At 51.6% G+C, this 19,067-nt stretch carries 16 protein-coding genes and 2 pseudogenes; 14 read left to right on the forward strand and 4 right to left on the reverse strand.

Annotated elements, in window-relative coordinates; translation table 11 throughout:
* The first annotated feature begins 2 nt into the window (after positions 1-2).
* Genes V4U84_RS21940 through hydF form a run of 5 tightly spaced genes read left to right on the forward strand, consistent with a single transcriptional unit; the run spans position 3 to position 5,773 of the window.
* Complete coding sequence (locus V4U84_RS21940; RefSeq protein ID WP_334075429.1) at positions 3-1,400, forward strand: [FeFe] hydrogenase, group A; 1,398 nt, start codon at positions 3-5, stop codon at positions 1,398-1,400.
* A complete protein-coding gene (locus tag V4U84_RS21945; protein WP_334075430.1) occupies positions 1,397-1,981 on the forward strand; it encodes a 4Fe-4S dicluster domain-containing protein in 585 nt (194 codons plus the stop codon). The genes V4U84_RS21940 and V4U84_RS21945 overlap by 4 nt, the downstream gene beginning before the upstream one ends.
* A 26-nt stretch (positions 1,982-2,007) precedes the next feature.
* Positions 2,008-3,048, forward strand: a complete 1,041-nt coding sequence (moaA, locus tag V4U84_RS21950; protein ID WP_416367287.1) for a GTP 3',8-cyclase MoaA — start codon at positions 2,008-2,010, stop codon at positions 3,046-3,048.
* A gap of 22 nt (positions 3,049-3,070) precedes the next feature.
* Positions 3,071-4,477 carry an aspartate ammonia-lyase gene (locus V4U84_RS21955; RefSeq protein WP_334075507.1) on the forward strand — a complete coding sequence of 469 codons (1,407 nt, stop codon included), beginning with the start codon at positions 3,071-3,073 and terminating at the stop codon, positions 4,475-4,477.
* A 30-nt stretch (positions 4,478-4,507) separates the two neighbouring features.
* Entirely contained in the window at positions 4,508-5,773 is a 1,266-nt protein-coding gene (hydF, locus tag V4U84_RS21960; RefSeq protein WP_334077976.1) for a [FeFe] hydrogenase H-cluster maturation GTPase HydF, read from the forward strand.
* An 89-nt stretch (positions 5,774-5,862) separates the two neighbouring features.
* On the opposite strand, the gene hydG is transcribed toward hydF, so the two are convergent.
* The 4 genes and pseudogenes from hydG to V4U84_RS21980 form a co-directional block, all read right to left on the reverse strand.
* Complete coding sequence (hydG, locus tag V4U84_RS21965; protein WP_334075433.1) at positions 5,863-7,278, reverse strand: [FeFe] hydrogenase H-cluster radical SAM maturase HydG; 1,416 nt, start codon at positions 7,276-7,278, stop codon at positions 5,863-5,865.
* A 117-nt stretch (positions 7,279-7,395) separates the two neighbouring features.
* A complete protein-coding gene (gene hydE, locus V4U84_RS21970; protein ID WP_334075434.1) occupies positions 7,396-8,472 on the reverse strand; it encodes a [FeFe] hydrogenase H-cluster radical SAM maturase HydE in 1,077 nt (358 codons plus the stop codon).
* A gap of 122 nt (positions 8,473-8,594) precedes the next feature.
* The gene (gene fdhD, locus V4U84_RS21975; RefSeq protein ID WP_334077999.1) at positions 8,595-9,350 is read right to left on the reverse strand and encodes a formate dehydrogenase accessory sulfurtransferase FdhD; all 756 of its coding nucleotides are present in this window, start codon (positions 9,348-9,350) and stop codon (positions 8,595-8,597) included.
* A 532-nt stretch (positions 9,351-9,882) separates the two neighbouring features.
* Positions 9,883-10,065: pseudogene (locus V4U84_RS21980) on the reverse strand (alcohol dehydrogenase catalytic domain-containing protein); the annotation flags it as partial.
* Positions 10,066-10,250: 185 nt separating this feature from the next.
* Between V4U84_RS21980 and V4U84_RS21985 the strand changes: the two are divergent.
* The 9 genes and pseudogenes from V4U84_RS21985 to V4U84_RS22025 all read left to right on the forward strand — a co-directional run bounded on the left by V4U84_RS21985 (position 10,251) and on the right by V4U84_RS22025 (position 18,938).
* The gene (locus V4U84_RS21985) at positions 10,251-10,820 is read left to right on the forward strand and encodes a cysteine hydrolase family protein (protein WP_334075436.1); all 570 of its coding nucleotides are present in this window, start codon (positions 10,251-10,253) and stop codon (positions 10,818-10,820) included.
* 546 nt (positions 10,821-11,366) lie between these two features.
* Complete coding sequence (thrS, locus tag V4U84_RS21990) at positions 11,367-13,280, forward strand: threonine--tRNA ligase (protein ID WP_334075437.1); 1,914 nt, start codon at positions 11,367-11,369, stop codon at positions 13,278-13,280.
* Positions 13,281-13,302: 22 nt separating this feature from the next.
* Positions 13,303-14,223: a ketopantoate reductase family protein gene (locus V4U84_RS21995; RefSeq protein ID WP_334075438.1), complete on the forward strand. Its 921-nt coding sequence runs from the start codon at positions 13,303-13,305 to the stop codon at positions 14,221-14,223.
* Complete coding sequence (locus tag V4U84_RS22000; protein WP_334075439.1) at positions 14,220-14,585, forward strand: MmcQ/YjbR family DNA-binding protein; 366 nt, start codon at positions 14,220-14,222, stop codon at positions 14,583-14,585. The genes V4U84_RS21995 and V4U84_RS22000 overlap by 4 nt, the downstream gene beginning before the upstream one ends.
* A 16-nt stretch (positions 14,586-14,601) precedes the next feature.
* Complete coding sequence (locus V4U84_RS22005) at positions 14,602-15,426, forward strand: class I SAM-dependent methyltransferase (RefSeq protein ID WP_334075440.1); 825 nt, start codon at positions 14,602-14,604, stop codon at positions 15,424-15,426.
* Positions 15,427-15,499: 73 nt separating this feature from the next.
* The gene (locus V4U84_RS22010) at positions 15,500-15,673 is read left to right on the forward strand and encodes a hypothetical protein (protein ID WP_334075441.1); all 174 of its coding nucleotides are present in this window, start codon (positions 15,500-15,502) and stop codon (positions 15,671-15,673) included.
* Positions 15,674-15,849: 176 nt separating this feature from the next.
* Positions 15,850-16,180 (forward strand): annotated as a pseudogene (locus V4U84_RS22015) (YnfA family protein).
* A 59-nt stretch (positions 16,181-16,239) separates the two neighbouring features.
* Complete coding sequence (locus V4U84_RS22020) at positions 16,240-16,761, forward strand: GNAT family N-acetyltransferase (RefSeq protein ID WP_334075442.1); 522 nt, start codon at positions 16,240-16,242, stop codon at positions 16,759-16,761.
* A gap of 2 nt (positions 16,762-16,763) precedes the next feature.
* Positions 16,764-18,938 (forward strand): ATP-dependent helicase, encoded by a 2,175-nt coding sequence (locus tag V4U84_RS22025; protein ID WP_442951907.1) that lies wholly within the window; start codon positions 16,764-16,766, stop codon positions 18,936-18,938.
* Positions 18,939-19,067: the final 129 nt, after the last annotated feature.

Here is a 19,067-nt window from a genome sequence, read left to right on the forward strand (position 1 = left end):
CTATGTCGTATAAGGATCCAATCATTCATATTGACGAGCAATTATGCACCGGCTGTAGACGTTGCGCGGCTGTATGTCCTGTAGACGCCATTATCGGCGAACCGGGCCAACCGCAGACGATTGATGCTCATCGCTGCGTCGTTTGCGGACAGTGTGTGCAGATTTGTACCGCTTATGCTGCGGACAACGAGTTGACGGCAGCCTCACGGGCGGTAAAGTTACAGGAAAGAGGGCAGCTCCCCAACGTGAGTGAGCCTTTGTTCGCTGCTTATTCGTCAGGCGATATCCAGAGGGTTAAAGCTGTTTTGGCTGATCCGAAACGGTTCAAGGTGGTGCAGTGCGCCCCTGCGATCCGGGTATCTCTGGCGGAGGAGTTTGGGCTGCCCTTCGGCACTTTAACCCCGGGGAAAATGGCGGCGGCACTGAGACGGCTGAAGTTTGACCGGATTTATGATACGAATTTTGCTGCGGATTTGACGATTATGGAAGAAGGCTCAGAGCTGATTGGCAGAGTGATGTCAGGAGAGCGGCTGCCCATGTTCACCTCCTGCTGTCCGGCCTGGGTGAAGCATGCTGAGACGGTCGCACCGGAGCTGCTGGAGCATTTGTCCAGCTGCAAGTCCCCGATGCAAATGGCCGGAGCCTTATTCAAGACCTACGGAGCGGAGCTGGATGGAATTGCACCTTCGGATATTTTCAGCGTCGCGGTTATGCCCTGTACCTGTAAAAAATTTGAATGCAGCAGAGAAGAAATGAATGTGGATGGTTGCCGTGAAGTGGATGTAGTTATTACTACAAGGGAACTGGCCAGCTTAATCAAGGATCAAGGCATCGATTTCATTCATCTTCCCGACGAGCCGTTTGATTCACCGCTGGGCAAATACTCAGGAGCGGGCTCAATCTTCGGCGTCACAGGCGGTGTGATGGAAGCTGCGATACGAACGGGGTATGAACTGATCACCCATGAGCAGATTCCCAATCTGCAATTGGATTTTGTCAGGGGAGAGGAAGGCATCCGGACGGCAGAAGTTCAGATTGGCGAATTGGAGCTTAAAGTGGCAGTAGTTGCAGGACTGAAATATGTGGATGCTGTTTTGGCAAAAGTTGCAGAGGGCACCTGCCCGTATCATTTCATTGAAGTGATGGCTTGTCCCGAAGGCTGTGTCAGCGGCGGCGGACAGCCCAAGCTCCTGTTGGAAACGCAACGGAAAATTGCTTATCAGGCCAGAAAGAGCGCCGTTTACCGCCACGACTCTCATCAGAAGGTCCGCAAATCTCATGAGAATCCAGATATTATCAAATTGTATAAGGACTTCTTAGGTGAACCGTTAGGCCATACTTCACATCATTTGCTGCATACCAAATTTGTTGACAGAAGTCTTAAGGAGGAGATGTCATGAACCGATTTGTCATTGCCGATCCCGATAAATGTATAGGTTGTCATACTTGTGAAGTGGCCTGCGTAGTAGCACATGCCGGGAATAATATGTTCCTTCAGGAAGAGAGCGGGGCTGACTTCTATCCAAGGCTGACTGTCGTCGAGACTGATGAAGTTACCGCACCGGTGCAGTGCAGACATTGCGAGGATGCTCCTTGTGCCAATGTGTGTCCGAACGGGTCTATTACGAACAAAGAAAATAGCATTTTCATCAACCAGGATAGCTGCATTGGTTGCAAGACCTGTATGCTGGTATGTCCTTATGGGGCGATTACAATGGTTCCGGCACATAAAGGTGGCCAAAAGCAGCTTCAATCCGGGCTTTGTTCCAATACAGCGGGTTCATGGAGCCGCAAGGAGAGAATTGTGGCGAACAAATGTGATTTGTGTGAAGACAGCGGCAAGGGTCCGGAATGTGTGCGGGTATGCCCCACAAATGCACTCCAATTCATCGTTCCAAGCCAGATTGAGGATTCCATTTCCCGGAAAAGACTGGCCAGTGCCCAGTCATTACAGCAATTCGGCGGTTTTTCGCGCCTCTGATTCAGTCACTATACGCAGAAAGCAAGGTGGAGCGTTTGTCCGAGATCTTGGTCGATCACTTTGGTCGTTTACATAATTATGTACGTATCTCCGTTACTGAGCGCTGCAACTTGGGCTGTCAGTACTGCAATCCGGGCAGAGTAGAAAAGGCTGTGGAGGGTAACCCGCTTACCTTTGACGAAATTGAACGGATTGTAAGTGTACTCGCTGAGATGGGGGTAACCAAGGTGCGTCTTACCGGAGGAGAACCGTTGATGCGTCCGAACCTGGAAGAATTGGTTGCCAGGTTAAGGGCTATCTCCGGGATTGAACGTGTCGGTCTGACCACGAATGGACTGCTGCTCGCTCCCAAAGTACAGAAGCTACATGATGCCGGGCTTACAGATCTCAACGTCAGCCTGGATTCTCTAATTCCAGAACGCTATTCCAGAATCACTGGGGGCGGCGATGTCAGCAAGGTGTTGCATGCTTTAGCAGCTGGTTTTAAGGCTGGCTTCGAGATACTGAAGCTGAATATGGTCTTGATGAAAGGTGTAAACGATGATGAAATTGAATCCTTTCTGCAGCTGACTCAGAAATATCCGCTGCACGTCCGCTTTATTGAATATATGCCCATGGGTCATGATATCAACGGATGGGAAGCGGAATATATGCCTTTGGATGGAATACTGGAGCGCTGTGTCAAGGCTGGTTTTAGTCTTGAAGCAGGTCCAGACTCGGGTAGGACAACTGATGAGCCGATTGAAAAAGCAGCAGATTCCGGCCCGGCCCTTTATTTTCGCATCCAAGGTGCGGCAGGGCAATTTGGCTTGATTCATCCGGTCAGCCAGCATTTTTGTAATTCATGTAACCGGCTGCGTATTACAGCAAACGGTCACGTTAAGCCGTGTCTCTTCTGGAACGAAGAGCTGTATATCCGGCCTTACATCGCTCAATCAGAGCTGCTGAAGCAATTGTTTCTGCGCGCCTTGGAAGCCAAACCTGGTCAGCATATAATGATGGACCAACCGGGTACCAAGCCACCCTTGAAGGCCACAATGCGCCTGATGTCTCAAATTGGGGGGTGAAAAACAATTGAACGACGATCCAATGTTTCGGGTGGAATCGGATGCTCTAGGGAGTGAAACGGTTCCTAGTGGGGCTTATTATGGAATTCACGCGGTAAGGGCGCGGGATAATTTTGCGGTCAGCGGTCGGCCGGTGAATCCGCGGATCACGCGGGCCATTGTAATGGTGAAGAAAGCGGCAGCCAAAGTAAATGGCAAGCAAGGGGCTATTTCCGAGCAGGTGGCATCGAGTATTTTATCCGCTTGCGATGAAATTCTGCAAGGCCAGATGGATAAACACTTTATTGTGGATGCGTATCAGGGCGGAGCGGGAACGAGTACGAACATGAACGTTAACGAGGTGATAGCCAATCTGGCCATCGAGAAACTTGGTGGACATAAGGGGGATTACCGGCTGATCCATCCAATAGATCATGTGAATCTCTATCAATCTACCAATGACGTGTATCCCACTGCCATGCGAATTGCGATGATTCCGTTGCTTCGCTCGCTTAGTGAAGAGTTTGCCTCTCTTCAGGAGGCATTGCAGGAGAAGGAGCGGGAATACGCCGATGTGTTAAGGTTAGGACGGACGGAACTCATGGACGCACTGCCCATCATGGCCGGACAAAGCTTTGGTGCTTATGCCAAAGCGGTTGCACGGGACAGGTGGCGGCTGTACAAGGCGGAGGAACGGCTTCGGGAGATTAACCTTGGAGGAACGGCAGTGGGCACAGGAATGAATGCCCCCCTTGCTTATATTTATGCCATTGCAGAGGAGCTGCGGGAACTATCCGGAATGGGGCTGTGCCGCAGCGATTTTCCGATGGATGGCACACAGAATATGGATGTATTTGTGGAAGTTTCAGGTTTGCTCAAAGCTGCTGCGGTGAACTTGCTGAAGATATCCGGCGATTTCCGGCTGCTTAATGCCGGGCCCTCCGGCGGAATTGCAGAATACATCCTGCCCCCTATGCAGGTAGGTTCTTCGATCCTGCCCGGTAAAATGAACCCGGTCATCGCAGAGATGGCCGGGTCAGTCGCTATGAAGGTGATCTCCAATGATACAGCAGTCACTTTAGCGGCGGCCAGCGGACAGCTGGAGCTGAATGCCTTTGCCCCTTTAATCGCAGAATCTCTACTTGAATCTCTTGAAATTCTTACTGAGGCTGTACGGCTCTTTCATGAGCGATGCGTGCGTGGGTTGAAAGTCGATACTGCGCATTGTCTCGAGCATTTGGAACGCTCCGGCGTCATGGCTGCCGCAGCGGTGACGTATCTGGGTTATGACGCCGCAGCTGAACTGGCTACGTCTGCGGTGGCCTCGGACCGGCCGTTAAAAGAGATTTTGCTGGAACAAGGACTGATGACGAAAAAGCAGATCGATGCCATTCTGCACCCGCTGGAGGTTACCAAACCAGGCATCCCTGGAAGATCAAGTGATTTATAAAGGTTCTAGGATAACGAAGGAGCGCATGTTATGAGCTTAAATAATACCCCGCGTGGAGAACGAATGCACATTGCAGTCTTTGGACGGCGTAATGCCGGCAAATCCAGTGTGATTAACGCTTTAGGCGGTCAGGAGACGTCCATTGTTTCTCCGGTAAGCGGGACAACGACAGATCCGGTTTATCAACCGATGGAGCTGCTGCCGGTGGGGCCGGTAGTGCTTATTGATACCGCCGGATTGGATGATAGCGGAAGTTTGGGCGAACAGCGGATTCGCAAAACAAATCAGATCCTGACCAAAACCGATCTGGCGTTGCTGGTGATAGACGCTGTCCACGGAGTAGACGAATTGGAGCACAAGCTTTTACTGGACCTGTCAGTCAAGAAGATTCCGGTCATCCTACTATTGAACAAAATAGACTTGCTCGAGGAACATGGTAACGGTGAGGAACACACTGTAGTGGCGGCAAAAGCAAGGGTAGAAGAGCAGCTTCATTTGAAGCCAATGTTATTCAGTGCGCTCAGGAAGACTGGGATTACGGATCTTAAAGCCGCAATCATTAGGGAGCTGCCGAGGGACGAAGACCGGTTCCGGCTAGTGGGAGACCTGCTGAATCCCGGAGACTTGGCTGTTCTGGTAGTGCCGATCGATAAGGCAGCACCTAAAGGAAGACTGATTCTGCCCCAGCAGCAGACCATTCGTGACATCATGGAATGTGATGCAGTTGCTGTTGTCACCAAGGAACAGGAGCTTGGACACACGCTCAAGATGCTGGGGCGCAAGCCAAATGTGGTCATCACGGATTCACAGGCATTTCTTAAGGTTCAGGCAGATACCCCAAAGGATATCCCGCTCACGTCCTTTTCCATATTGTTTGCCAGGTATAAGGGGGATCTTCCTCAGCTTGTACGCGGGGTTCGCGCTATTGGTCGTCTGCAGGACGGAGACCGGGTGCTCATTGCGGAAGCCTGCACGCATCACCGGCAATCCGATGATATTGCTTCCGTGAAGATTCCCCGCTGGCTGCGGGAACTGACAGGCAGGCAGCTTCAAATTGAACATGCCGCAGGCAGCGATTTCCCCGCAGGACTCGGCGGTTATTCACTGATCATTCACTGTGGAGCGTGTATGTTGAACCGCAGGGCGATGCTGGGAAGGCTTGAAGAGGCGGAACAAGCGGGTGTTCCGATTGTGAACTATGGTGTATTTATTGCCTACGTGCAGGGGGTGTTCCCAAGAGCCATCGAAATGTTTCCGTCTGTAATGCTGGCCTGGGAGGAGGGGGTATGCCATTAATACGTATATTAAAGCGGGGGGTGTTCCAAAAGCCATCTGAATGGCTGCTGGAACACCCCCTTTTTGTGACAGCGTACATGGGGTGCGGCCTAAAACCGTAGATCTCGTTCGCCGTTATGGATACGCTGAAGTTGCTTTAGGGTCGCTTTTTTGACCGATTCCTTGGGGATGCGCTCCAGATTGTCATGAATCGTCTGCTCTCCAATGGCCCGCATCTCCTCATCGGCGTAATCCAGCAGGTATTCCTGAAACGTCATCAGGGAGTTCGGCTGACAGACATTATGGATTTGGCCGGATTTGGCCAGCTGCATGAAACGGTCTCCCGTGCGGCCTTCCCGGTAACAGGCGGTGCAGTAACTCGGCACATACCCGTCCTGGCAGAGATTTTTGATAATTTCCATAGGGGAGCGGTGATCGCCTACCATGAATTGCGGTTTGTCATCTTTATCTTTGTTCACACTGTATGCGCCAACACCTGTGGCGGAGCCTGCGCTAATCTGGGAAATGCCGAGTTTGATGATCTGATCACGAAATTCAGCGTCTTCGCGTGTAGAGAGTATCATTCCTGTATAGGGAACGGCTATGCGCAGAACGGCGACGATTTTGGCGAAATCCGGATCGCTGACCAAGTAAGGGTAATTGTCCAGATTCACATTCTCCGCTTCGCGCAGGCGGGGGACGGAAATCGTATGCGGTCCGCAGCCATAGGTCTGCTCCAGATGTTCGGCATGCTTTAACATGGCTATCGTTTCATATTTATAATCATAAAGCCCATACAGAACACCAATGCCGACATCCTCGATACCGGCTTTCATGGCCCTGTCCATGGCGGTCGTATGCCAATCATAATCGCTTTTGGGTCCTTGCGGGTGGTATTGCTTATAGCTAGGTCTATGATAAGTCTCCTGAAATAAAATATAAGTTCCGATTCCCGCCTCAGCCAGCTTGATATAGTCATCGACAGTGGTTGCGGCGATATTGACATTGATCCGGCGGATACTGCCATTGTCCAGCTTCGTATCGTAGATGGTCTTTATGCAGTCGAGAATATAGTCGATGGAACAATTGCGGGGATCCTCTCCCGCTTCCAGCACAAGCCGTTTGTGTCCCAGAGACTGCAAAACGGTAACTTCCTGGGCAATTTCATCTGAGGTTAAGCGGCTGCGTGTGAATTCTGAATTGGAATGTTTGTAACCGCAGTACACGCAATTATTGACACAATAGTTGCTGACATAGAGTGGTGCGAACAATACAATCCGGTTGCCGTAGATCCGTTCCTTGATATCTCTGGATACCTGATAAATCTCATGGAGTGTTTCCTGATCTTCCACATTTAAGAGAACAGCTGCTTCTTGTGAGGTCAGCCCTTTGCATTGTCTGGCCTTCTCAAGAATTGCGGACACCTTGGCCCGATCCGATCCGGCTGTTTCTCCAAATTGCAGCGCTTCTTTGATCTCTTCGTCCTGAATGAAATCCGCCGGACGACTTTCATTTACTCGGCTCACGAACATCCACTTCTTTCTGGTTCATTATTGGATTGACAAGCAGACTTGGACTTTGAAGTTGTGATCTGACCTTACAACTCGATTGCGAGATAACAACAGGCTGATTCAGTGGCTTCCTTAAAGAGGGATATGCTGTGCAGAAGAGCGGGATAGATGATTCAGACTATCTCCCCGGCCCATATCCACATGGAATCCGGCAGCTTCAATCCGCTGTTCCAGGCAGAATCTGCATTGGGCGGATTCGTCACCCAGACAGATTTTGTTATTGTAGAGCGTATATTGCGCTCGTACATTCAAAGGAGAGAGATTTGGCATGACCACATTGGCACCTGCTTGTAACGCCAGCTCCCGGCCGTTCGGATGAGCGGTTCCCATGGCTGTTGTAGCAGGGATTAGAGCATTCGGCACGAAGAGCCGGGCCAGAGCAATCATATCAAGTGTGTTTATAACGGTTCCGGCTGGCTCGTTCTTTAAAGGTGTGGCCTGATGCGGCAAAAAAGGGCCAATGCCGATCATATCCGGGTCAAGCGCCTTTAGGTACAGCAGGTCTTCAGCTAAATCCCCGGGAGTTTGTCCTGGTAAACCGACCATGAAGCCTGCACCCACCTGATAGCCGAGGGACTTGAGCGCCTTCAACCGATTCCGGCGGCTGTCAAAGGTCATGGTCGGGTGCAGGGCTTGGTACAGCTTACGGGAGGCTGTCTCATGGCGCAGCAAGTAACGGTCAGCTCCGGCCGCGAGCAGTGCAGCGTAAGTCTCATCATCCCGTTCACCAATCGACAGTGTTACCGCGGTATCCGGATAGAGTGTTTTAATGCGTGTAATGAGCTTGGTCAGCTTCTCAGTGGTGTACCAGTCGTCTTCTCCGCTCTGCAGAACAAAGGTACGATAACCCAGCTCATACCCTTCCCGGCAGCATTCCAAGATTTCTTCAGGTTGGAGCCGATAGCGGCGGACTGTCTTATTGCCGGAGCGTATGCCGCAATACAGGCAGTTCTGTTTGCAAATATTGGAGAATTCGATCAGCCCGCGCAAAAATACACGGTCGCCATAACATTCCATTCTTTTCAGATGGGCCAGATGATGAAGCCGCTTTTTTAGATTCTGGTCCGGGTTCCTCAGCACAGCAATGATCTCTTGAGCTTCCAGTGATTCTTCTTCATATAATCGATCCAGCAATTGTTCCGTTGACATCACTCCCTATCCTGGAGAGGATTAAACCAGATAACCAAAAAATAACAATTGCGATTACCTAGAAAAAATTGTAACAAAAGTAAAAATAGAGAACAGTGAGTTTTGTACTTGAAATTTGAGGTTCATGGAGGGGGGAAAGCGGGACAACCGGAGATACGATCCGGACGGGTATACACATTACATGAATTCTGACGAATGAAACCAACGGTGGTGATGCCCAGCTGCTCAGCCAGCTCAAGCGCTAGTCCGGTGGGGGCAGATTTGGACAAAATCATTTCACAGCCTATTTTGGCTACTTTCAATAAAATTTCCGAAGAGATCCGTCCGCTGAAAACAACAATTTTGTCATTGAGTTTCAAATGTTGCTTCAGGCAGTAGCCGTAAATTTTGTCCAGTGCATTATGACGCCCAATGTCGCTGCGGGCCAGCAGCACTCCCCCGGCATCGCAAATTGCAGCAGAATGGACGCCACCGGTGCGGTGGAACAGCTCTGATCCGGTTTGCACTTCCTCCATTAAGCGGAAACAATCGTCGAAAGAAAGTGACACATGTACCCCGTCCGCAATTTTGGCCGTTCTGGCATCATTAATGTAGACGAAGCCATGCCGGCTAGACCCGCAGCAGGAAGTTACATATCGCTTGGCAAACAGCTGACGGTGCAATGGGCTTAAGTGGTCTATAGTTACGTGGACGAAACCTTCTTCTTCCTGACTCCAAATCGCCTTGATATCCTGGAACCCTCTAATGATTCCTTCGGATGCCAAATAACCGATAACCATGTCCTCGATATATTCAGGCGTGCATACCAGAGTGACGAATTCATCACCGTTTATTTTGATTGTGATCGGATGCTCCGTAACGATAATATCCTCTTCCATCGTGATATGGCCGCTGCGGTAACGTATGATTTCCCCATGCCGCTCGGATCCGAGTTTCAATGCAATCATCCTTTTTCGTTAGAAATTGAATATCTCAACATTTCCTTTAAATGATAAATAATACCATCTTAAAACACGTTATTACTACATCACTTTTTATAAAAAGTGTCAATTTAATATCTCACATATAGCCTTTGCGTTCTTCATGAATCAGAGCTATTTTAGGAGTTGAACGCTATTAAACTATGAGTATCAAAATGAACGGACTTGAAGGGGAATATTATACGGGCAGGGGAAGATTGAACTATGGGACAAGGAAGTTTCAAAAAAGTTGAAATGATTTATTGAAATCCAGATGAATTCGGCTCAAAGTTCATTTTATTAGGTCATAAATGGTTTCCAATATTCTTTTCATGGTGATTTTTAGTGGTTCCACACTTTCTTTTTTTAGTGTTTATCACGTGTTGCTGCAAGCCCAATAGAACAAGCTTAACCATTTTGCAGCCATGTTTATCGCACCGGCGCTGGCACATCCGCCTTGCGTAGGTTCGCCGTATTTATCGACGCCGGCATAAGTTGGAACATTACCTTTCAGACAGTATTGTTCTTCGCCTTTTCGGCAATTCTCGCGTTCGCCGCAGGAGTCGACCATACATCCTACTCCCACCCGGTCACCGACCTTGTATTTGGTGACGTCAGGTCCCACATCACTCACTGCCTTCCTTATATGGGCTTTCCGAGAACCCTGAATGCACTCCATTGCTTGAACGAAATCATTCCTGAAAGTAGATGATGAAATGAAGAACGAACAATTAGCCGTTTTAGGAATTGTAGTCACTATTCGATTATGATAAATTCTGCTGGTAAAATAAACTGCTATTTTTGGAGGAATGTAAACGCATGTCGAACACAGCCTTGCTTGTCATTGACTCACAAGTCGGAATTATCGAGGGGCCAACGGACGGACCGGTTTATAACAAGGATGAAGTTCTGAAGGTGATGGTACAGGTGATCGAAAAAGCCAGGGCCTTAGGACTTCCGGTGATTTATGTACAGGATGTGGGAGTTGGCGAGAAAGGATCGGAACAACAGGACATCCACCCGGCTATTGCTCCATTGCCGGGCGATCCGGTCGTGCAGAAAATCGCGACAAACAGCTTTCTGCAAACAAATCTTCAAGAAACGCTGGACAACTTCGGCATCGTTCATATCGTCGTCATCGGTGCAAAAACACAGTACTGTATTGACACGGCCTGCCGTGCGGCCACTGCATTGGGCTATGACGTGACCCTGGTTGCGGATGCCCACTCGACCACCGACAGCAAGGTGCTGAGTGCGGCGCAGATGATTGCCCATCATAATCAAACGCTGCACGGATTCGACAACATCGACCACTTTGTTCTGGTCCGGAATTCAGCGGAGAACATTTTTGAACATAAACATATGGAGTATAAGATATCGATTCGATAAGAGAGCCGCATACCAGATATAGGGAGCCTTTACGACGTGATGGAGGATAGGAACCATAGTAGTGTTGTCCACATTTGGAAAGACAAATTGAAGCAAAACGTCTACTGTGTGAGGACATCTTCCCGGATGGACGGATAATTAAGGCTTGCATAACAGGATGCACCTGTGTTATAAAGTACCAATAAGAAATACCCGGCGTTGACCAAAGACATGATTTCCTTCACGAACTGTCCAGAGAGAGAGGCGCAAGCTGAAAGCTTCTCCAGTTACGGAGGCGAAGTTACCCCTTTGCAGCCGTGGCGTTGAACCCGCTAGAGTCATAGAGACCATCGGTCCGAGACCGCGGCAGTATGCGTCACCGGAATGATCCCCGTTACCGGATCCGAATGAGGATCTTCCATCCGCGGTTATGGCTGTTATGGCCTTAGGTGCCGGACGGGAAGGTCGAATTTAGGGTGGAACCACGAGCTGAACGCACTCGTCCCTTCTGGGAAGAGATGCGTTTTTTTGCGTTCAGATCACTATAGAGAAGTGGAGGCCCGAAACATGGAAATTCTAATTACTTTACCGGACGGCAACATCAGGAGGTTCCAGCAAGGGACCACGATACGGCAAGTGGCGGAGTCGATCGGCAGCGGTCTGGGGAAAAATGCGATCGCAGGCAAAATCGACGGGGTACCGGTCGACCTCAATGTCCCGATTGAGCAAAATTGCGCCGTGGAAGTGCTGACCCTCGACAGCAAGGAAGGCCTGGATATTTACCGGCACAGTACGGCCCATCTTATGGCTCAGGCGATCAAGCGCATTTACGGCGAGAAGGCCGTCAAGCTGGGCATCGGGCCGGTGATTGAGGACGGTTTTTACTATGACGTCGATATGGAGACACCTTTATCCGCCGGGGATCTGGCGGCCATTGAGAAGGAGATGGAGCGGATCGCCAGGGAAGATCATCCTATAATCCGGCGCGTCGTAAGCCGGGAAGAGGCTATCGAGCTGTTCGCCAACCTGGAGGAGCCGCTGAAGATGGAACTGATCCGCGATCTTCCCGAGGCGGCCGAGATCAGCATCTATGATCAGGGCGAGTTCTTCGATCTGTGCCGGGGACCTCACCTTCCGTCCACGGGCCGGATCAAGGCGTTCAAGCTGCTGAATGTGGCGGGCGCTTATTGGCGGGGGGATGCCAAGAACAAAATGCTGCAGCGGATATATGGCACAGCTTTTCCGAAAAAGGCGCAGCTGGATGAACATCTGCACCTGATCGAGGAGGCCAAGAAGCGCGATCACCGCAAGCTCGGCAAAGAGCTGGAGCTGTTTATGTTTTCCGAGGAAGCGCCGGGCATGCCGTTTTATCTGCCCCATGGGATGACGATTCGTACGGAACTGGAGGATTTTGCGCGTGAGCTTCAGCGGAAACGGGATTACGAGGAAGTGCGTACCCCGCTGATGATGAATAGCCGGATTTGGGAACAGTCCGGTCATTGGGATCATTACAAGGACAATATGTATTTTACGAAGGTCGACGATTCGACCTTTGCGCTCAAGCCGATGAACTGTCCGGGACATATGCTTGTGTTTAAGAACAGCCTGCGCTCTTACCGCGATCTGCCTCTCCGTATATCGGAGTTCGGCCAGGTGCACCGACACGAGTTCTCGGGCGCCCTGAACGGCATGATGCGCGTGCGCACCTTCTGTCAGGATGACGCTCATCTGTTTGTGATGCCGGGGCAGATCGAGGAGGAAATCGGAAAGATCATCGACCTCATCGACGAGATGTACAAGATCTTCGGCTTCCAATACAAAATCGAGCTGTCCACCCGGCCGGAAGATTCCATGGGAGATCCGGAGGTTTGGGATCAAGCGGAGTCGGCGCTGCAGCGTGTACTGGAGAAACGCGGTTTTGAGTACAGCCTCAATCAAGGCGATGGTGCGTTTTACGGGCCGAAAATCGATTTTCATATCCTCGATGCTCTCAAACGGAGCTGGCAGTGCGGAACGATTCAACTGGACTACCAAATGCCCGAAAAATTTGACCTTGCTTATATCGGCGAGGATAATCAGAAGCATAGACCCGTAGTCATTCATCGTGCGGTTTACGGCTCGATCGACCGTTTTATCGGGATGCTCACCGAGCATTATGCGGGGGCGTTTCCCTTGTGGCTTGCGCCGGTTCAAGCGAAGCTGCTGCCGGTTTCCGAAAATTACGTCGATTACGCCTACGAGGTGAAGAAGCAACTGGAGGAGGCCGGCATCCGCGTCTCCGTCGACGCGAGGAACGAGAAGCTGGGATACAAGATTCGGGAAGCTCAGCTTGAGAAAGTCCCTTACACGCTCGTTCTCGGAGAAAAGGAAAGAGCCTCCGGCACGGCGGCCGTCCGGAAACGCAACGAAGGCGATGCGGGGACACTGGCGATAGAGCAGATCATTACGACACTAGTTGAAGAAATTCGCAGCAAAAAATAAGCCAAAAGCGGAGGGAACGGGTGTGCGGATATTGGTGCTTGGCGCCGGCGGAGTCGGTGGCTATTTCGGAGGCCGTTTAGCGGAAAAGGGAGCGGACGTCACGTTTCTGGTGCGCAGCCGGAGAAAACAGCAACTGGAGAGAGACGGCCTGGTCGTGCGTAGTGTTCATGGGGATGTGACGATCCGTCCCAAGACGATTACGGCAGAGAATCATACAAATGCGCCATATGATTTGGTGCTATTTTCTTCGAAAGCTTACCATCTTGAGGAGGCGGTCCGGGATCTTAAGCCTTATGTCGGCGAGCGGACGGTCGTGCTCCCGCTGTTGAACGGGGTTGCGCATTATCCGCTGCTGCAGCGGGAATTTGGAGCGGACCGGGTGATCGGGGGCTTGTGCTTCATCGAAACTATCCTGAATCAGGAAGGACATGTCCTCCAGACCAGCAAAGACCATTTCGTCCGATTCGGGGAATTCGGGCAAGCCCAAACGGAGCGGATCCGCGAGATTGAGCAAGCGCTCGGGGGGACGAAATCCTCGTTCCTCCTTAGCGATCATATCGAGCGGGATATCTGGCATAAATACCTGTTCATTGCCGCGATTGCAGGCGTTACGACCTTGATGCGAGCCCCGGTCGGTCCGATTCGCGAGACCGCCGGCGGAGCGGATTTCGTTCGCGGCGTTTTCCGGGAAACCGAGGCGATTATGTTAGCGCACGGGGCTCCGCTGGACAAGGACATCGTTGAACGTCATATGGAGACGACGCACCGGATGTCGTTTGAAATGAAATCCTCCATGCTCCGGGACATGGAGAAAGGCTATGCCGTGGAAGGCGAGCATCTGCACGGCTATTTACTCGGGCTTGCTGAGCAGCACGGTTTGGAAGCCCCCCGCCTTCAGGCGATTTACCATAACCTGAGGGTGTATGGGAGGGAGAACTCATGAAGGAATTGCTTACTGAATATTGCTTAAGCAAAAAGGGGGCCGCGCCCGATTATCCGTTTGGGCCCGAACCGCTCGTATGCAAGGTGGGCGGGAAAATGTTCGCGCTGATCTCCGTCGACGGCAAGAACGACCAGGTGCATATCTCCTTGAAGTGCGATCCGGTCATCGCCGTCAATTTACGGGAACAGCATGCCTCCGTTCAGCCCGGCTACCATTTAAACAAGAAGCATTGGAACACGGTGATCGTGGACGACAGCCTATCCATCGAGGATTTGCAACAAATGATCGACCACTCGTATGATTTGGTGTTCCGCAGTCTGACCAAGGCGGCTCGCGAAGCGATTTCAGCCCTTATCCGATAGAGGAGGCGAGAAGCAGATGATTCCCGAAGGCAATTCGAGAGAGAATATCGAACGTTTTTCCGGGTTTGCGGAGCTCTATGACCGCTACCGTCCCGAGGCGCCGCAGTTTGTCGTAGAGCTGCTCGGCAACTATCTGGGCCGGAAACCCGACCTGGTCATGGACCTGGGCTGCGGCACGGGCCTTTCCACCCTGATCTGGAGCGGCCACGCGGAGCGCGTGATGGGCGTTGAACCGAACGCGGATATGAGGAACGAGGCAAACCGAAAGCTCAAGGGAGCGGCCGTGCCGGCGGAGCGGATTTCGTTCGTTCCGGGTTATTCCAATCATCTGGACACCTCCGATGAGTCGGTCGATATCATCACGTGTTCACAGTCGTTCCACTGGATGGAACCCGTAAGCACATTGAAGGAAGCGCATCGCGTCCTGAAGCGGGGCGGTGTCTTTGCCGTCTATGATTGCGACTGGCCGCCCGTGCTGAACTGGCAGCTGGAGAACGAATATCTCGAGCTGGTCGGTAAAGCGGATGCCCTGGTCGAACAGGCCATGGATCGAGCCAAGCAGGCTGTGAAGCGGGACAAGAACGGCCATCTGGACGCCTTGCGGGATAGCGGGGCCTTCCGTTTTACCCGGGAGATTGTATTTCACAACGCGGAACATTGCGATGCCGAACGATTTATAGGCCTCGCCTTGAGCCAGGGCGGCATTCAGACCGTGTTTAAGATGGGGCTCACCACCCTGGATTCCGAACTGGAGACTTTCCGCAAACACGTGGAAGACTTTTTCCACGATGGTTCCCGGGAAATTTGGTTCAGCTACCGACTTCGCCTCGGCATTAAATAAAGTACTTCGTTTTGGTTAGCCGCGGCATAGCTTGCCTTCCCTTTGGAAAACCTAGGAAAAAGGGGGTGAGCCTATGGATGTCGCACTCAACGCCGACCAGGTTCTCGAACGTATTCGGCAATTGCAAGAAACAGGAGTCTCCATCAGCAAAAAGCAAGTGAAGCAGAGCGATCCCGAGTTGATGAGGAGCGCCTTGTTCTACTTCCCCAGCTGGGAGCATGCCTTAAAGAACGCCGAAAGCGTATAGCCTATAATCGCGAAAGGTTGAACCACGTGCAGACGAATTGCCAAATGATTACCTCATAAGCCGTCAGAATCCATAAGTTGATTCTGACGGTTTTTTTCGGGTGGAAAGCCGGAGTTAAGGAAAGGTATAATCAAAGAGATAGAATTATAGTCGAAAGAAAGGTAACTGGGGGAGCTATGATTCAATCCGTCGTTCTTTTTATATTGGCCGGGCTTGCCGAAGTCGGAGGAGGATACATGATTTGGCTCTGGCTCCGCGAAGGAAAGTCTTACGGCTACGGTATAGTCGGAGCCATCGTGCTGATTTTGTACGGAATTCTTCCCACTCTGCAAAAATTCCCGTCTTTTGGCAAAGTTTACGCGGCTTACGGGGGGCGTGTTTATTGTTCTCTCGCTTCTTTGGGGATGGGCTGTGGACAAAAAAACGCCCGACCTGTGGGATTGGGCCGGAGCCGTTCTATGCCTGATTGGCGTTTCGATCATGCTGTGGTGGCAACGGCACTCATGAGACCATGGATTTCGAATGTGCATGAATTCTGAACATGAATACGAGAGGAGAGAGGTCCCATGTCTGAACAACAAGTAACCTTACGCCCTTTTGAGAAAGAAGATATCAAGGAGCTTCACCGGTGGACGAATGACCCGGTATCCATCGCAATGGCCGGAAGAATTCCAAAGACCTACGAGCAGATGGAACAAGAGGTGGAGAAGAAGAGGCGGAACGGCGATTTTCTGATGGCGATCGAAAATGAAGAGAACCGGCCGATCGGCTGGATTTTTCTGCAGGACATCGAACCGGAGCACGGACGGGCCTGCATCGGCATCCTGCTTGCGCCGGAGGCGCGCGGGAAAGGCTACGGAAAACCGGCGATGGAACAAATGATCGAATGGGGCTTCCATCAGCTTCGCCTGAATAAAATTTATCTGACCACAAGAGGGATTAATGAGCGTGCGATCGCTCTGTACAAGAAGATCGGTTTTGTAGTGGAAGGTCAATTGAGAAAGCATGCTTTCGTGAACGGGGAATATTTCGATACTTACATGATGGGATTGCTGGAATCCGAATGGAGACAAAAGGGCGAGAAATGAGCATAGACAGCAAAACACGATTTTTTGAGCGAAAACAACAAGAGCTGGGCATTGCCCTAAACGAGATCCAGAAGCAGGCGGTCCTTCATACCGAAGGAGCCGTCCTGCTTCTTGCTTCTCCGGGGTCGGGGAAAACGACGACGACGATTATGCGGATCGGATACCTGATTGAGGAAAAGGGCGTAAAGCCCTCGCGGATCAAGGCGGTCACCTTCAGCCGGGCTTCGGCCAACGATATGAAGGAACGGTATCGGCGTTTTTTTCCGGAACTGACGCCGGTGGACTTCTCTACGATTCACAGTCTGGCCTTTGAGGTGGTGAGGGAGCACTTCCGCAGGGCGGGATTGGCTTACCAAATTATCGAAGGCGGCGGAGATGCCGGCCAGGAAGGGAGCGAAGATCCGGACCGGGCCCCCTTGCACAAGCAGGCCATTCTGCGGCAGATCTTCAAATCGGTCACCGGGGAAAATATGACGGATGATCAGATGGACGAGTTGACGACTTATATCAGTTACGTCAAGAACAAGCTGCTTCCGCCCGAGCGATGGGGGACCGTGAAGGCCGGCGTGGCGGAGGCCGAACGGATATTGCGCGAGTACGAGGCATTCAAACGGTCCCGGCCGGACAAGCTGCTCCTTGATTTTGACGATATGCTGACGCTCGGCAACGAGGTTCTGGAGCAAGACGTCTTCCTGCTGGAAAAATACCAGCGAAGATACGATTACGTACTGACCGACGAAAGCCAGGACACCTCGCTCGTTCAACATGCGATTATCGAAAAGCTGGTGCGGCGGCACGGCAATCTTTGCGTGGTCGCGGATGACGACCAGTCGATCTACAGCTGGAGAGGGGCCGAGCCCACTTATTTGCTGAATTTTAGCCAAGTTTATCCTCAGGCCAAAATCCTGTTCATGGAGCAGAACTACCGTTCCGTCCCGGCCATTGTTCACGCGGCCAATCGGTTTATCCGGCGAAATCCGAACCGTTACGATAAGAACATGTTCACCGCTCGACCCGAGGAGGAGAAGGGGGGCGTCAGCTTCCGCCCCTTTCCGGATTACAAGGCGCAGACGAAGTATGTCGTCGGGGAAATTCAAAAATCGGAGCGGCTGGCGGAAATTGCGGTGCTGTACCGCAACAACTCCTCTTCCGTCGCTCTGATCAACGCGTTGGACCGGGCGGGGATTCCCTTCTATATGAAGGATACCGATAACCGCTTTTTCTCCCATTGGGTGGTGGAGGATATTTTGAATTTTATGCGGATGACCTTTACCGATAAGCGGCCGGATATTTTGGAGAAGATTCATTTGAAATTCAACGGGTACATCAGCAAGCAGCAAATGGCCGCATTAAAAGAAATCCGCAACAACGAATCCGTCTTCGACAATCTGCTTCAATACGTGAAGCTCCAAGATTATCAGTTGAAGCCGCTGCAAGCCAGCCGGGACACCTTCCGCGAGATGAAGGGCATGCCGCCGCTGCAGGCGATCCGCGTGATCCGGGAGCGGCTCGGTTACGAGAAGGCGCTCGATAAAATGTGCGAATGGATGGGGTTTCGCAAGGAGTTTTTGATCGGAATCCTCAACACGCTGGAGGAAATCGCGGAAACGCTGGAAACGATGGAGGATTTCGCGCGACGTTTGAAGGTGTTGGAATCGGCATTAACCTCGTCCAAAAAGCGAAGGGGAGAGAACGCCGTCACGTTATCCACATTCCACAGCGCCAAAGGTCTGGAGTTTGAAAAGGTGTTTATGATCGACCTGGCCGATGGCGTAATCCCTTCCTCGGAGGACATCAAAAAGCACGCCGGCGGAGAAGATGCCTTGATGGAAGAGGCGGTCCGGCTGTTTTATGTCGGCATGACCCGGGCGAAACGGGAGCTGGAACTGCTGACTTATCAGGAGCGGGACGGGGAAAAGGTCGCCGAATCCCGATTCGTCTCCCACGTCAGATCCATCGTGCAGCCGGAGAGCGATCAGGCGGCGGCCGGCGCGGGGCACGCGGCAGACGGTTTGGCCCTCGCGGCCGGGGATGCCGTCCGTCATCGGGTGTTTGGCCGGGGGGAAGTACGGGCGCGGAACGGGGATCTGGTCGATATCGCTTTTGCCGGGGGAACCAAAACGCTGTCCTTGCATACCTGTGTACAAATGGGACTGCTGGAACGCGAAATGTTGTGAAAAAAAATGAATTTGGGCACAACCTGATCCGTAAAGGAGGGGTTGTGCCCAATTTTTGCGCGTTTTATGCACATTATTCACAACTATGTTTGTGGACAGCTCTCGAATAACTGCATAACTCAGAATAAC

Source organism: Paenibacillus sanfengchensis, from assembly GCF_036864765.1.
In the GTDB taxonomy this organism is placed as follows: domain Bacteria; phylum Bacillota; class Bacilli; order Paenibacillales; family Paenibacillaceae; genus Fontibacillus; species Fontibacillus sanfengchensis.

What these genes read in the sequence shown, in the direction of transcription:
- V4U84_RS21985 (WP_334075436.1), top strand. Translation starts at nt 10,251, where the DNA reads ATGTCGAACACAGCCTTGCTTGTCATTGACTCACAAGTCGGAATTATC.
- V4U84_RS22000 (WP_334075439.1), top strand. Translation starts at nt 14,220, where the DNA reads ATGAAGGAATTGCTTACTGAATATTGCTTAAGCAAAAAGGGGGCCGCG.
- V4U84_RS21945 (WP_334075430.1), top strand. Translation starts at nt 1,397, where the DNA reads ATGAACCGATTTGTCATTGCCGATCCCGATAAATGTATAGGTTGTCAT.
- V4U84_RS22020 (WP_334075442.1), top strand. Translation starts at nt 16,240, where the DNA reads ATGTCTGAACAACAAGTAACCTTACGCCCTTTTGAGAAAGAAGATATC.
- hydF (WP_334077976.1), top strand. Translation starts at nt 4,508, where the DNA reads ATGAGCTTAAATAATACCCCGCGTGGAGAACGAATGCACATTGCAGTC.
- V4U84_RS22010 (WP_334075441.1), top strand. Translation starts at nt 15,500, where the DNA reads ATGGATGTCGCACTCAACGCCGACCAGGTTCTCGAACGTATTCGGCAA.
- V4U84_RS21955 (WP_334075507.1), top strand. Translation starts at nt 3,071, where the DNA reads ATGTTTCGGGTGGAATCGGATGCTCTAGGGAGTGAAACGGTTCCTAGT.
- thrS (WP_334075437.1), top strand. Translation starts at nt 11,367, where the DNA reads ATGGAAATTCTAATTACTTTACCGGACGGCAACATCAGGAGGTTCCAG.
- V4U84_RS22005 (WP_334075440.1), top strand. Translation starts at nt 14,602, where the DNA reads ATGATTCCCGAAGGCAATTCGAGAGAGAATATCGAACGTTTTTCCGGG.
- V4U84_RS21940 (WP_334075429.1), top strand. Translation starts at nt 3, where the DNA reads ATGTCGTATAAGGATCCAATCATTCATATTGACGAGCAATTATGCACC.
- hydE (WP_334075434.1), bottom strand. Translation starts at nt 8,472, where the DNA reads ATGTCAACGGAACAATTGCTGGATCGATTATATGAAGAAGAATCACTG.
- fdhD (WP_334077999.1), bottom strand. Translation starts at nt 9,350, where the DNA reads ATGGAAGAGGATATTATCGTTACGGAGCATCCGATCACAATCAAAATA.